At 39.2% G+C, this 14,623-nt stretch carries 13 protein-coding genes; 5 read left to right on the top strand and 8 right to left on the bottom strand.

The genetic code is table 11. From position 1 onward, the window contains the following. Positions 1 to 50 precede the first annotated feature (50 nt). Complete coding sequence (locus J4Q03_RS15495) at positions 51 to 1,355, bottom strand: DUF937 domain-containing protein (protein WP_426049036.1); 1,305 nt, start codon at positions 1,353 to 1,355, stop codon at positions 51 to 53. 119 nt (positions 1,356 to 1,474) lie between these two features. Further along, complete coding sequence (gene proS, locus J4Q03_RS15490; protein ID WP_426049035.1) at positions 1,475 to 2,950, bottom strand: proline--tRNA ligase; 1,476 nt, start codon at positions 2,948 to 2,950, stop codon at positions 1,475 to 1,477. A gap of 143 nt (positions 2,951 to 3,093) precedes the next feature. Between proS and J4Q03_RS15485 the strand changes: the two genes are divergently transcribed. Next, a complete protein-coding gene (locus J4Q03_RS15485; protein ID WP_426049034.1) occupies positions 3,094 to 4,137 on the top strand; it encodes a prolyl-tRNA synthetase in 1,044 nt (347 codons plus the stop codon). Between the two features lie 29 nt (positions 4,138 to 4,166). Next, a complete protein-coding gene (locus J4Q03_RS15480; RefSeq protein WP_426049033.1) occupies positions 4,167 to 5,570 on the top strand; it encodes an OmpP1/FadL family transporter in 1,404 nt (467 codons plus the stop codon). An 89-nt stretch (positions 5,571 to 5,659) separates the two neighbouring features. On the opposite strand, the gene J4Q03_RS15475 is transcribed toward J4Q03_RS15480, so the two are convergent. Further along, complete coding sequence (locus J4Q03_RS15475) at positions 5,660 to 6,385, bottom strand: ZIP family metal transporter (protein WP_426049058.1); 726 nt, start codon at positions 6,383 to 6,385, stop codon at positions 5,660 to 5,662. Further along, on the bottom strand, positions 6,385 to 7,113 hold the full coding sequence (locus J4Q03_RS15470; protein ID WP_426049032.1) for a class I SAM-dependent DNA methyltransferase: 729 nt from the start codon (positions 7,111 to 7,113) through the stop codon (positions 6,385 to 6,387). Before J4Q03_RS15470 ends, J4Q03_RS15475 begins: the two co-directional genes overlap by 1 nt. Before the next feature lie 135 nt (positions 7,114 to 7,248). Here J4Q03_RS15470 and J4Q03_RS15465 point away from each other — a divergent pair, with 135 nt between their 5' ends. After that, positions 7,249 to 8,412, top strand: a complete 1,164-nt coding sequence (locus J4Q03_RS15465) for a THUMP domain-containing class I SAM-dependent RNA methyltransferase (protein WP_426049031.1) — start codon at positions 7,249 to 7,251, stop codon at positions 8,410 to 8,412. 51 nt (positions 8,413 to 8,463) lie between these two features. On the opposite strand, the gene J4Q03_RS15460 is transcribed toward J4Q03_RS15465, so the two are convergent. Together J4Q03_RS15460 and J4Q03_RS15455 are read right to left on the bottom strand one after the other, a co-directional pair. Further along, positions 8,464 to 9,270, bottom strand: coding sequence for a helix-turn-helix domain-containing protein (locus J4Q03_RS15460; protein ID WP_426049030.1), 807 nt, complete (start codon positions 9,268 to 9,270; stop codon positions 8,464 to 8,466). Between the two features lie 39 nt (positions 9,271 to 9,309). Further along, positions 9,310 to 10,323 (bottom strand): SDR family NAD(P)-dependent oxidoreductase, encoded by a 1,014-nt coding sequence (locus tag J4Q03_RS15455; protein ID WP_426049029.1) that lies wholly within the window; start codon positions 10,321 to 10,323, stop codon positions 9,310 to 9,312. A gap of 194 nt (positions 10,324 to 10,517) precedes the next feature. On the opposite strand from J4Q03_RS15455, the gene J4Q03_RS15450 reads away from it, so the two are divergent. Then, positions 10,518 to 11,522, top strand: a complete 1,005-nt coding sequence (locus tag J4Q03_RS15450) for a glycosyltransferase (RefSeq protein WP_426049028.1) — start codon at positions 10,518 to 10,520, stop codon at positions 11,520 to 11,522. 223 nt (positions 11,523 to 11,745) lie between these two features. Here J4Q03_RS15450 and J4Q03_RS15445 read toward each other — a convergent pair whose 3' ends face one another. Next, a complete protein-coding gene (locus tag J4Q03_RS15445; RefSeq protein ID WP_426049027.1) occupies positions 11,746 to 12,972 on the bottom strand; it encodes an aminotransferase class I/II-fold pyridoxal phosphate-dependent enzyme in 1,227 nt (408 codons plus the stop codon). A 158-nt stretch (positions 12,973 to 13,130) separates the two neighbouring features. On the opposite strand from J4Q03_RS15445, the gene J4Q03_RS15440 reads away from it, so the two are divergent. Then, positions 13,131 to 13,589, top strand: a complete 459-nt coding sequence (locus J4Q03_RS15440) for an Lrp/AsnC family transcriptional regulator (RefSeq protein ID WP_426049026.1) — start codon at positions 13,131 to 13,133, stop codon at positions 13,587 to 13,589. A 1-nt stretch (position 13,590) separates the two neighbouring features. Here the strand turns inward: J4Q03_RS15440 and J4Q03_RS15435 are convergent, their stop codons facing one another. Next, positions 13,591 to 14,616 (bottom strand): bestrophin family protein, encoded by a 1,026-nt coding sequence (locus J4Q03_RS15435; protein ID WP_426049025.1) that lies wholly within the window; start codon positions 14,614 to 14,616, stop codon positions 13,591 to 13,593. Between the last annotated feature and the right edge of the window lie 7 nt (positions 14,617 to 14,623).

Here is a 14,623-nt window from a genome sequence, read left to right as displayed (position 1 = left end):
AAATCCCGGAAATTAACTTCCGGGATCCTATTTTTAAAGATTCTAAAAATCTATTTTGCAAATCTTACAGACATTTTTCTGTCTGCAGCTCTTTCTGCATCAGAAGCTTTAGCATCTACAGTAGCAAACTTACTTCCGTAACCTTCAGCTCCTAGAACCTGAGCACCAACTCCTGCTTTTGCTAAAGCATTTTTGATGAAATCAGCTCTGGACTGAGATAATTTTACGTTGGCAGCTTCATTTCCTACTTTGTCAGTATATCCTCCAATTTTGATTTTCGCATCCGGGAATGCTTTTAAAATGGCTACCAAATTATCAAGCTGTCCTTGTGAACCGGCTTCCAATTCCGTAGAACTTCCCATTTTGAAATTCACATGGTCAAAATCATACCACTTATCTTTTAATGCTGCATCATCAGCTGCATTTTTATAGTTGTCAGACTTCAGGAAAGTGATCATCTGATCTTCCATACCTCCTTTGTAACCTTTCAGCATTACCCCGTTAAGATCAATATTTTCATCTGTTCTGGTGGTTGTTGCAGTGGTTGCTGAAGTATCTGCAGGAGTAATAGCCGCCGCTGTATCAGTGGTAGTTCCTGTAGAATCTACTACTGTGGTAGTTGTGGTCGTTTCTTTCTTCTCACACTGCTTCCATATAAAATAAGCCGCAGCGATTAAAAGTAAAAGCGGAAGCAACCATTTCCAGATTGAACCTCCGCCTTCATTATTATTTCTGTCAGGATTGGTTCCTTCAGCTGTAGTACTTCTTGTAACTTCTATTTTAGGCTCTTCGCTGGCTACTGTTCTGATAGCATCATTATCATTATCAAACTTATATCCTTTGGCCCAGTCGCCGATATTCAGAGATGCCAGGGAAAGTCCTGCCGGTAACAGTGTAGAAATGATTCCTTTTTGTTCACCTAACAGGTTCGAAATACCCGATTTGTCTAAATTATTATCAGCAGCATATTTTCCGATAGTACCTACTGTAGCTCCTGTTACTAAATTCAGCAGTGAACTGGAAGAATTATTGCTGATTCCTGCATAAGTAGCAATAGCATTCACTATTCCGCCAATCTTGTCTCCAAAAATAGAGCTCAACAAATTGGAAATTATAGGGCTGCTGGACGCACCGCCTACTAAATTTCCCAAAATTCCGCTTGATGAGGCATTGGTAATTGCATCCAAAACTCCCGGGTTATCAGAATTATTGGCTAATCCTCCTACAACTGCAGGCAATAAACCTCCAATTGCTTTTGAGATACCAGATTCACTTTCCCCAAACTGAGAGGCAGCTTGCGAAATTAAAGCGGGACCTAACTGTCCTTTAATTAAATCAATGACATTTAAAGACATAATAAATTATTTTTTTAGATTAATGTTGCATAAATTTAAACAAAAATCTGTCCAAAAGTCACTTTTTTTTGAATATTTATTTAATTTCCAGCAAAGTTTTTGAAAATCAGCGAAAATTTTTAGTAAGCTTTTGCGAATAATACACGTCTCTTAGATGGTTTACCGCTTACCATAGAAATCCCTTCTTCAGTATCATTATCTAAAGGAATACATCTGATAGTAGCCTTTGTTTCATCTTTGATCTGTTCTTCTTCTTCAGGAGTTCCATCCCAGTGTGCATAAATAAAACCTCCTTTTTCCTCAAGAACTTTTTTGAAATCTTCGTACGTGTCAACTCTTGTAATGTTGTCTTTTCTGAAGTTTAATGCTTTTTCATAAAGATCTTTCTGGATAGTCTGTAACAACTCCTGGATATAAGTATCAATTCCTTCAATAGGACGGCTTTCTTTAGTAAGATTATCTCTTCTTGCAATTTCTACAGATTTGTTTTCTAGATCTTTAGGCCCGAGAGCAATTCTTACAGGAACTCCTTTTAATTCGTATTCTGCAAACTTCCATCCCGGTTTGTTATGCGTATCGTCATCAAATTTAACAGAGATGCCCTTTATTTTTAATTTAGCCACGATATCAAGCGCCACTTCACTGATCTGAGCCAATTGCTCTTCTCCTTTGAAGATAGGAACAATAACTACCTGAATTGGAGCCAGGGTAGGAGGAAGTACCAAACCGAAATCATCGGAATGGGTCATAATAAGAGCTCCCATCAAACGGGTGGAAGTTCCCCAGGAAGTTGCCCATGCATGTTCAATCTTACCTTCTTTATTGGTGAATTTCACATCAAAAGCTTTCGCGAAATTCTGACCTAAGAAGTGAGATGTTCCTGCCTGAAGCGCCTTTCCGTCCTGCATCAGTGCTTCAATACAGTACGTTTCGTCAGCTCCCGCAAATCTTTCGGAAGGTGTTTTTAATCCTTTAATAACAGGCATTGCCATGAATTTTTCCGCAAAATCTGCATATACATCATTCATTTTTTCAGCCTCTTCCACAGCTTCATCTTTTGTAGCATGTGCCGTGTGTCCTTCCTGCCAAAGGAATTCTGCTGTTCTAAGAAACAGGCGGGTTCTCATTTCCCAACGGACAACGTTGGCCCACTGGTTGATCAGGATCGGAAGATCTCTGTAAGACTGGATCCAGTTTTTGTATGTATTCCAGATAATGGCTTCAGAAGTAGGACGTACGATAAGCTCTTCTTCTAATTTGGCGTCCGGATCTACAATAAGTTTGTGTGGATTGTCCGGATCTGTTTTTAATCTATAATGGGTAACTACTGCACATTCTTTAGCAAAACCTTCTGCATTTTTTTCTTCTGCCTCAAACAGGCTTTTGGGCACAAAAAGCGGGAAATAAGCATTAACGTGACCTGTTTCTTTGAATCTTTTGTCCATTTCATCACGCATTTTTTCCCAGATTGCATAGCCGTATGGTTTAATCACCATGCATCCTCGCACTCCAGAGTTTTCAGCTAAGTCAGCTTTTACCACCAACTCATTATACCATTTGCTGTAATCTTCGCTTCTTGAGGTTAATTTTGCCATTATTTTTTTAATTTTTTTAACTTTTGTACATTATTGTAATCTAAAAATAAAAATCTATTTTTGATAGATTTTTTTACCAGTGTTTTGGTACATTTTTGGTACAGATTGCAAATATAATTTAAATTAAAAATCTTTACGTTATCATGAAAAGAAATATACATAAAAATTTGCTCGGTCTGTTAAAATCCAAAGGGATTTTGGCAATATCAGGCGGGTTACTGCTTGTGTCCTGTGGAGCCCAGATGGGTGGATACACGGAGACCGATGGGGTGTACTACGACCCCAATAAAGATACACTGCCAGAAGGAGTGATCATCAATGATGGCGGTAACAGGGTAGGGGAAAATTATGATTACTACCAAGACTCTAATGTGATCCAGAATGCGCAGGCCAATTCCAGAGAACAAGACAACAGATATAATACATGGAGCGATAATAACTGGAACATGAATGCTACTGATTCAGACTGGGGTGCATTTGCAGGATCTCAGACCAACTATTATGATAATTCCTGGGGCTCTCCCTGGGGATGGTATGGTGGTTTCAGCCCTTATTGGGGGATGAACCGTGGCTGGGGCTGGGGTGGATCTTTCGGATGGGGAGGATCATTCGGCTGGGGTAATCCTTACTGGGGATATGGATATTCTCCTTATTGGGGGGGGTATTACGACCCGTTCTGGGGCGGCGGTTACGGTTACCCATACTGGGGCTGGAATGGCGGCTACTGGGGTAACAGCTACAGACCGGTTTACAGAAGAAGTGGCGGAGGAGGATTCAGCAATCCGGGTATAACCAATGCAGTATATAAAACTAATACCTATAGAGGCGGTTTCAGAAACAGTGGAAATGGTTTCCGAAATACATCAACCAATAACGGTTTCCGAAACGGAAGTACAAACGGCGGTTTTAGAAATAACGGCTCTTATAACAACGGCGGGTTCAGACAAGGAAACGGAGGTTACAGAACACGGCCACAATCTGGAGGGTTCCGTAATTCAAACTCTCCAAGACCTAATTATAACTCTCAGCCTAACTATAATAATAACAATGGCGGCTTCAGATCCAATGACAGCGGTGGCTTCAGATCAAGCGGTGGTTCTTCAGGTGGCGGCTTTAGAGGCGGTTCTTCCGGCGGAGGCGGTATGAGATCCGGCGGTGGAGGCGGCGGCTTCAGAGGAGGAAGATAATTTCAAACTTAATAACTATTAAAAAAATAATGTTAAAAAAATCTTTAGTATTAATGAGTGTTTCTGCTGCATTTTTTGCACAGGCACAGGATGTTTCTATATTGAGAAATACTGTAGATGTTTATTCCAGCACTCCCATGGTGGGTTCGTCAAAATTTAATGCAATGGCGGGAGCTAACGGAGCATTAGGAGGTGACGCTAACTCACTGCTTACCAACCCTGCCGGTTTAGGGGTAGCCATTTCCGGGGAAGTTTCCGGAACGATATCTATTGCAGGAAATAAAAATAAAAGCAGCTGGGGAGGAACTTCCATTGATTACAGCGAAACGAATACGGATCTTGGAAATGTCGGAGGAGTAATTGCTTTTCCTTTGATGAGTGAATCAGGATGGAAGTTTATCAATATCGGTATTAATTTTTCTAACCAATCTCTGGATAATTACGTAGAATCTCCCGGAAGCAGTAATGTGATCAAGGATTTTACAGATAAAAGTGCCTCATTGGCAGGTCACGCTTACAACAGATACGGAAACCTTTCAAAAACAAGTTTTGGGGTAGGTGCCAATTATAATCATAATTTATATATCGGAGCAGGATTCAATTTTTTCAATGCTTCTATTGATCAATATGATACGGCAGCCTTCCGGTCATTGGATAATGGCTCCATGGAATATTTCGACAGACAGAATACACCGATGTTTGAAAGATCTTCAGGGTTTTCTGCTTCTTTAGGGGTAATTGGTAAGCTTAGTCCTAATTTCAGAATTGGTGGTGCCATAGAAACTCCGACATTCTGGCGTATAGACAGAAATTATAATTTCTACAATGACCCGGACTACGGTGATGGTAGCGGAGCCGAATCAAGGGACCTTACAACACCGCTTAAAGCGACAGTAAGTGCTGCATTTGTTGCAAGTAAAAACTTTTCATTAAACGTAGATTATACTTTAGGATTAACAAGACCTAAATATAAAGTGGTTACAGGTGCTGAAAGCGAACTGAACAGTTTCTTTAAAGACAATTATAAAAACCTTTCAGAGGTAAGAATAGGAGCGGAATACAGAGTGAAGCAGTTCAGATTAAGAGGTGGTTATTCTTACACGTCCAATCCTTTTGATGCTTTAACAGTAAGCCAGGTAAATCCTGATGCCTCTACTTCAGATCAGTCATACAGCGATATGATGCTTAATAACAGAAACCTTGCCTCATTTGGTGTGGGGTATGATTTCAAATCATTCTACGTAGATGCATCTTATCAGTATGTGACCTCTACATACAGCAACCCTTTCTTAAGAGGTATTGAAACAGGAGATCCTTCTACTGATACAGCCTATTATTCTGATACAAGAATTATGTCTTCAGATTATTTTGCCGTTTCAGAAGTGAAAAATAACAGGAATAACTTCTTTATTACATTCGGCTGGAAGTTCTAATTCCAGATTGTGTAATGAGTGATTAAATTGAAGGCTCCGGATTTAATTCGGGGCTTTTTTTATTGTTGTTTAAAAAAGGATTAAAAGGATTAATGAGAATGTCCGGCAGCCGGATGATGATGAAAAAGATGCATAATCAGTGCTAATGAAACTCCGATAATGACCAAACCTATTTTCATCCAGTCGATGTTGTGATTTTTGTTGCTTTCAAAAATAATTACAGATGAAATGTGCAGGAAAATCCCTCCAACGATAGCCAGGAAATAGGGCTGTAGATCGGGATTGAAATAATTTCCAAGCAGCATTCCCATCGGAGAAGCAAGGGCAAATAAAGCTACGATCAGAAGAGAAGGATAGGGTGAAGTTTTGGATTCATTTTTTCTGTTGAATAAAAAGGCTCCAAGAATAAAAGAAATAGGAAGATTGTGAAACAGAATCCCCAGAAGATAAGGAGAGAGCTGATGCTCTTCATTGGCCAAAGGAATTCCCTCTATAAAAGCATGTATAAATAATCCTACCATCAGTGCCATAGGAAGAATGTTATGTTCACTGTGATGGTGAAAATGCCCGTGTTCGAAACCTTTTGTCAGAGCTTCCAGAACCATCTGAAGCAATACCCCTGCAATCACGAAAATTCCGAGACTGCTTCCGGCTTCAGAAGTGTATACCTGCGGAAAAACCTCATTCAGGCAGATGGTGATCAAAAATCCGGCACTCAGGACCAGCAGATTTTTAGCCAGCTTTTCCTTTTTTCCGAAATGCTTGCCAAGAAATACTCCTGTAATAACGCTCAATATCAGTAAAACAACTGTTATCATGCTTTTTTCTTAAATAAATTGATGCAGCGTGGTGAAACTTCGCGGTTAAATTCATTCAGCTGATAATCGCCCCAGATTTTTACTCTTTCAAAGCCGCAGTCTGCCGCATAGGAATTGATAGCCTCCAGAGTATGAAGCTTTACTTTTTCAAAAAAATGAAAAGATTTCCCGTCTGCTTCAAAAAGGATGTCTTTGACGATGTGCCGTCCTTCAATCTTCTTCAGGATTTTAAAATCAATATTACCACGGGTAATGATAGACTCGGGAATTAAGTTTTTTCTTACGTATTCTTCATTCAGATAATCCAGAACAAAATATCCACCAGGCTTTAAAATACCATAAACCGACTGGAAAACTTTTTTGTCATCACTTTCGTTGTCAAAATATCCGAAGCTGGTAAATAAATTGAATACAGCATCCATAGGATCGGCATCAATAGGGTTCCGCATGTCGTGGACGCTGAAAAGAAGGGTCTGTGTTTCAAACTGCTTATCAAACTCAATGCTTTGTCTGGAAAGGTCAAGTCCCAATACATCATAACCCAGTTTATTCAGAAAAACAGAGTGTCTTCCTTTTCCGCAAGCCAGATCAATAATCTTGGATGAAGGGGGCAACTGAAGGTCTTCCGTAAGCTTTGTAATGAAATTTTCGGCTTCCGTATAGTCCCTGTTGCTATAAAGAAGATGATAATAAGGTGTATCAAACCAAGATTCAAACCATTCCATAATGCAAAAATAACTAAATTTGTGCGGTTAAAAGCAAAGTATTTAAATAATGAAAGATCAAAAGATTCAATTAAGAGCAAAATTGAACCCGTAATCTTTTCATTGTTAAATCATTAAATCTTTTAATAAATATTTATGGACACAGAAAATCTAAAGATTCAGATAAAGACATTCTTCGGGCTGGAGCAAATCCTTGCAGAAGAAATTAAAAAATTAGGCGGAAAAAACGTTGAAATTAAAAACCGTGCGGTCAATTGTGAAGGCGATCTTGGTTTTCTTTATAAAATTAATTATTCGGCAAGAACAGCATTGAAAATCTTAATTCCTGTTTTTGAATTTAAAGCATTTAATCAGCATCAGTTTTACAATAAGCTTTCTGCAATTGCCTGGGAGGAATATATGAATGTAGACCAGTCTTTTGCGATTGACTCTACCGTAAACTCTGAAACATTCAAGCATTCTCAGTTTGTAACTTTGAAAATGAAGGATGCCATTGTGGATTATTTTCAGGAAAAATTCAAAAGACGTCCTGATGTAGAGACGAAAAGTCCGGATATCAAATTTCATCTTCATATCGACAGGGAGTTGGTGACGATTTCCTTAGATTCTTCAGGAGATCCTTTATTTAAGAGAGGTTACAGAAAAGAACAGGGGGAGGCACCTATTAATGAAGTACTGGCAAGCGGAATGCTGCAGCTGGCAGGCTGGGATGGAAAAGGAAACTTTTTGGACCCGATGTGCGGTTCCGGGACTCTTCTTGTTGAAGCGGCAATGATTGCCATGGACCTACCTGCCCAGATTTTCAGAAGGAGATTTGCGTTCCAGAACTGGAATAATTATGACGCAGATCTTTTTGCGAAGATCAAAGAAGTAAGGGTAAACAGAGTAAGAGAATTTACCGGCAAGATAGTTGGTTACGATATCGATAACAGAATGCTGAATGCGGCCAGAACGAATATTGAAGCAGCAGAACTGGAGGATGTAATTGAAGTGAAAAAACAGGATTTCTTTGAATCTAAAAAAGAGCTTTTCCCATTGCTGATGGTTTTCAATCCGCCTTACGATGAGAGAATTTCTATTAATGATGAGGATTTCTATAAAAAAATAGGAGATACATTCAAAACAAGCTATCCGAATACTTTGGCCTGGCTGATCTCTTCCGATCTGGAAGCGGTGAAGAAAATCGGTCTCCGTCCTTCAAGGAAGATCAAGCTTTTCAACGGTAAGCTGGAAACCAGGTTCCTTCAGTATGAAATGTATGAAGGCACGAAAAAGCTTCATAAAATTGAAAAGAGCTAGTCTATTCAAATACAAACCTTCCTGTTATGGAAGGTTTTTTTGTTTTATTGATCAGATAAGGGCAGATGGAGTATGGCCATACTGTCTTTTGAAAGCATAGGAAAAATGGGAAAGATCCTCAAAACCGACTTCCAGAAATACGTCCGAAGGCCTTTTACGCTTTTCTTTTAAATGATAATAAGCCAGTTCAAGACGTTTTTGAGTAAGCCACCGCTGAGGCGTGGTCTGAAAAACTTTCCTGAAATCCCTGTTGAATGTGGAAAGACTTCTTCCCGTCAGATATCCAAACCTTTCCAGAGACATATTGAACATATAGTTCTTTTCCATGAATCCAGCCAGATCAATTTTTCCAGGTTCTTCAAAATCGGTCAGGATAGTGTCTATACCTTTATCAATTTCTCTGAGAATACTGATGGCTTCAGTGATTTTTAAGGAAGCGATGTTTTCAGGAAAAGGACCTTCCATTTCAAAATACGGAATAAGGGAAGCCAGGCAGCTTTTCAGGAGAGGATGACTCTGAAAGCTATGGATTTCAGAGCTCCGGCCGATCGTTTTAGGTCCCAGTTCAATGGAAGCATAAAACTGTTTCAACCGTTCTGTGGTGAGATGCATCACTACAGCTTTATGTGGAAGCCCGTCTTTAGGATAATTAATGATCGTTGCGAGATGATTTCTCGGAATCAGGAAAATATCTCCCGCTTTAAACAGATATGTTTTATCAGCCTGGATAATCTTGGTTTCTCCCGATATAAACCAGACCAGCATATGGAATTCAAAAACAGTTTCTGTTTTGAAGAGCTTATCATCATACGTGGAAAGCTTGATGTCCGGGGTAATATATTGTATCTGGAAATCCATGACCTGTAGTTTATGAGTACAAATGTATTTAAAAAGAGGTTATTCCGTATCGAATTTGAAGCCCAGCATTTTTTCGCTTAATTTCCATAACCTTTCTGCATTCTCCCTGTCAATGGAATAGGGCTGCACACCCCGGATTGTTGCCGGCTCATCATATCTGTGCTCTATCTGCCCAAGATCTATTTCAGCAATATTGCAGTTTTCACAATAAACTCCTCCGATATTTTGAAGCATTGGACTTGTTGCACACCAAACGGTTGTAGCAGCACCTTGTGGAATCGTTTTTAATCTGGCTTCAACTTCCGGTTTTATTTTTCCGTCCTTGTCATGAGTTCCCATCTGAATATAAAGATCAATAGGCTCTTCTCTTCCCAGGTCTGTACCATAAACAGAACCCGGATGCAATGAATAAGCTCTGATATTAAATTTTTTCCCTTTTTCATCCAATTCCGTGGCAAATAAGTTACAGGCCGTTTTCGACTGTCCATATCCCGAAAGTGTATGGTACTCTCTTTTCTCAAAATTCGGATCTTCAAAATCAAACGGAGCCATCTGGTGACCATAAGAAGATACACTCAGAACCCGGGCACCATTTGCTTTCTTCAAAGCCGGCCAAAGTCTTGCTGTTAAATGAAATTGTCCAAGATAATTAGTTGCCAGTTGAGATTCAATGCCTCTGTGGTCTCGTCGGAGAGGAACCCACATAATTCCGGCATTATTAATGAGCAAGTCAAGCTTTCTTCCGGATGCTAAAAATTTTTGGCTGAAGTTATCGATAGACTCAGGGTCCATCAGGTCCATCTTTTCCAGTTCGATATTTTTAATGCCTGTAAGGTTCTTGGCTGCTTTTTCAATATCTCTTGCAGGGATAATCACCTTTGCTCCGGCAGAAGCAAGAACTTTTGTGGTTTCAAGGCCGATTCCTGCATAGCCGCCGGTGATCACTGCTGTTTTTCCGGTAAGATCTATTCCTTTAATGACTTCCTGAGCTGTAGATTCTGCATTAAAATCTGACTGGCCAGGGTGTTGTAGTGGATTGGTTTTCTGTAACATTTTTTTGTTTTTAAATTCTATAACAAAGGTATGGGCCGTCTTTCATATAGATTTTGTTTAAAATGTCAAATTATTGTGTTGAAAATTTCAACGCCGTTCTTTTATATGTTTATTTAAAAGTTAATTTCTTTGAATAAGCTGTTAAACTGTTTGTAGATTCCTTAGCGAATAAGTAATTTTGAAAAATTTTCAATTTGAGACCTACCATTTCCATTGTTGTTGCTATTTTTAACCGAAAGGACGAACTTTTTGAACTGCTGAATTCTTTGACTTTTCAGACAGATAAGGAGTTTGAGGTAATTATTGTGGACGATGGCTCTCTTATCGATCTTAAACCTACCATTCATAATTTTGAAGGGATACTGGATATTCAATATTTCAGAAAAGACAATTCGGGTCCCGGACTTTCCAGAAACTATGGCGCAAAACGAGCCAAGAATGACTGGCTGCTTTTTGTAGACAGTGATGTGATCGTCGAAAAAGACTATATCGAAAATATTAAAAAAGATATAGAGACCATTCCATGTCATGCTTTCGGAGGAGCGGATAAAGCTCATAAAGGTTTTAATCTGATGCAGAAAGCTATTTCCTATTCTATGACCTCAGTTTTTACAACAGGAGGAATCAGGGGAAGTAAAAAAGCAGTCTCCAGATTTCAGCCGAGAAGCTTTAATATGGGGGTAAAGAAAGAGGTTTTTGAAAAAGTAGGCGGTTTTTCCGAAATGAGGATCGGTGAAGATCCGGATCTGTCCATGACACTTTGGGAAAACGGTTTCACTACAGCGTTTTTTGATGATATTGCGGTGTACCATAAACGAAGAGTGGATTTGGGTAAATTCTCCAGGCAGGTCTATCAGTTCGGATGTGCGAGACCGATTCTTAACCAGAGACACCCTGATTATGTGAAGATCTCATTTGCATTTCCTACGCTGTTTATGTTAGGATATATTTTAGGCTTTATAGAGTATTTTATTCTGGGAAGAGGGATTATTCTTGCATTTTATGGGTTGTATACGTTCCTTGTATTATTTCATGCAATGATAGTAACGAAAAATATAAGTATTGCCGGCATGGCAGTAATTTCTACGTATATTCAGATGTTTTCCTACGGATACGGCTTCCTGAAATCCTGGGTGCTTCTTAATATTCTCAGAATGAAGCCTGAGGATGCTTTCCCAAAACATTTCCATATAAAATAGATTATGTTTTTCACGCAAAGATTATTTTCATCGTGCTAAATCTAAGAAATGCAAAGATAAGAATCAATCTTTGATTGATTCGATTAAGCTGCAGGATAAATGCGTGTCCGGTTACTTAAATAAAAAACATTTTCTGTACTGCAACTGTCATAGTGGCCTCGGAAGTTATAGTGTTAAAAAAATAAAAGCTGTCAGAAGTTCCGGCAGCTTTTATAACAATAAATTAGGATATAAATAGGGCTTCATGGTTGAGAACGCCTGTTTTTAGCATGCATTCCCGCATTTTTTCATAAGTTCTGGCGATGTCATGATCTAATCCGATAGAGAATCTGATCAGCCCGTCCGATATGCCCATTGCTTCACGCTCTTCTTCAGGAATTTCCGATGAAGTTGAGCTTCCCGAGCATGAAAATAAAGTTTTGTAAAATCCTAAGCTTACCGCCAGGTAGCCTAAGTTTTCCTGCTGCATCATCTCCATCAGTTCATTCGCTTTGTCTGTGGTGCCCGCATCTATTGTGAGCAGTCCTCCGAATCCGTATTCTTCGTGCATCATGCCTTTCATCAGTTCATGATCCTTGTGGGATTTCAGCCCCGGATAAGATACTTTCAATCCGTCTTTTTCAAACCTTTCCGCAAGGTACATCGCGTTATAGCTGTGCTGCTTCATTCTGATGTGCAGCGTTCTCAGGTTTTTCAGGATGCTTGCAGAGCGGAAGCTGTCCATGGTAGGTCCCAATAACATACACGCTCCGTTATTTACATTTTTAGTATCATTGATAAATTCCTGTGTTCCGCAGTATACACCACCTACCGTATCGCTGCTTCCGTTGATGAACTTTGTTAAACTATGTATTACGATATCAGCACCTAATAATGTAGGTGAAACAGAAAGAGGGGAGAAGGTATTGTCTACGATCAGTTTCAGATTGTGTTTTTTACAGATCTCTGAAAGTTTTCTAAGGTCTGCTACTTCAAGAAGCGGATTGCTCACACTTTCGCAGTAAATAACTTTTGTATTGGGAGTTATAGCATTTTCTATAGATTCAAAATTGCTGATGTCTACAAAAGTGGTATCAATATGAAACGGGGGCAGGAAATTTTTAAGGAAAGCATAAGTTCCGCCGTAAATTGTTCTGCTGGAAATAATATGATCCCCGCTTTTACATACCTGCATTAAAACAGATGTAATCGCTCCCATTCCGGATGCCGTAACGTTGGCTGCTTCGGTATTTTCCATTTTTGCCAATGCCTGGGCAAGATACAGATTCATCGGGGATGAATGCCTGGAATATAAATAACATCCTTCAGCATTTCCTTCAAAGGTATCAAACATGGTTTTTGCCGAAAGGAATGTATAGGTAGAGCTGTCAGAAATAGATGGATTTACTCCACCGAATTCACCAAAATACTGCAGATCCTGGATCTCATTAGCCGCATTAAAATTTTCCATAAGCCTTAGATTTTATTTGTCGGCTTAAATATGCTCTGTTTTCAGAATTATTACAAGGGATATTTAAATATGTAGAATATAAATCTATAATTTATGTTTTGAATAGAAAATATGTTTATTATATTTGAATTTATTAAACTTTATCCAAAAAATTATCTATGAATTTTGATGAAACCGATAAAAAACTGCTCCTTTTACTCCAGGAAGACTGCAAACAGACCACCAAAGAGCTGTCTTACAAGCTCAATTTGTCTGTAACGGCTATTTATGAACGTATAAAAAAACTTGAAAACCTGGGGGTAATCTCAAAATATGTAGCCTTACTGGACCGGCATAAAGTAAGCCGGGATTTTATTGTGCTATGCCATATAAAATTAACCCAGCACAAAAAAGAATTTGTGCTGCAGTTTGAAAGAGAAGTCATGAATCTACAGGAAGTCACAGAATGTTTTCATGTAAGCGGCGATTATGATTATATCCTTAAAATAGGGGTAAAAGACATGGCGGATTACCGTAATTTTATGCTCACTAAACTCACTACACTTCAGCATATAGCAAGCACTCACAGCTCATTTATGATCTCTGAAGTGAAAAATACAACGGCAATTGTTCTGTAATTTATACGAGGACTCCGTTCTTTGAAGCAATTGGTTCTGGAAGATCATCATGCTCTCCGATCATTTGAAGGACGTCGATCTCAATGGTACGGCATATGGAAAGCATCGGAATGTCAAACATCATTCCCTCAAAAGGGTTTTCGGAGTAGTCGCCAACCAGTTCCATAACAATGTAGATCCAGCCAATAATAACACAGAAAGGGACGCTCACCAGTATTCCCCAGTTTCCTAATTTTGCAAATTCATTAACAAGCCCCAAAGGAAGAAGCATAATGAAGATCACATTAAAAATAAAAGCTGTACTGGCAAACTGCCTGGGTGATGGGAATTTTTTAATTCTTTCTGCCTGTCCCTGGTAGTCATAAAAAAGGTTAAGGGCATCCTGAAGCTGCATTTGGTTGAAATCTGAAATATCACCGAAATTTTTCAGTTCATTGACTTCTTTGGCTTGTTTTGAAATCAGATAAGTTGCGAAATTTTTATATTCAGGCTGCAAATCCAATTCCTGTTCCGAAAGGTATTTATGAAGGAAAATCGGTGTTCTTCCATAATCGGGAAAGCCTGCTTTGATCAGTCTGTGCCTTCTCACATTAATATCTCCAAAATGTCTTTTCTGGGACATATGTTCCCATTCTGTAGGAACCAGTAATTGTTCACGGAAAGTATACAGCCATGCAATATGGCGGTAAGCAATTTTCTTTTTGATGGTTTCTGTTTCACTGTTGCCTTCCCCCGTGGTATTAAATGCATACAGCATGGAGACAAAAGAGCGGCTGGAGTTGACAATTCCGCCCCATATTTTACGGGCTTCCCACAGTCTGTCGTAGGCCTGGTTATTCTTAAAACCTACATAAAAAGCTTCTGCGGTACCGATCAGGGCAACAGGTACCCACGGAATGATCATCCACTTCCATTTAAAAAAATAAAAAAGGGCTGCTACCAAAGTACACCATGCCGTAAGCCAGATGAGATGGCCGCCGGCGAGGTTTAAAACTTGTCTGTAATTGAAATATTTTGTGGTGATCATAATGCTG

Origin of the sequence: Chryseobacterium sp. NFX27 (assembly GCF_049887855.1) — a bacterium.
GTDB lineage: Bacteria > Bacteroidota > Bacteroidia > Flavobacteriales > Weeksellaceae > Chryseobacterium.
This window is presented reverse-complemented; position numbering and strand designations above follow the sequence as displayed.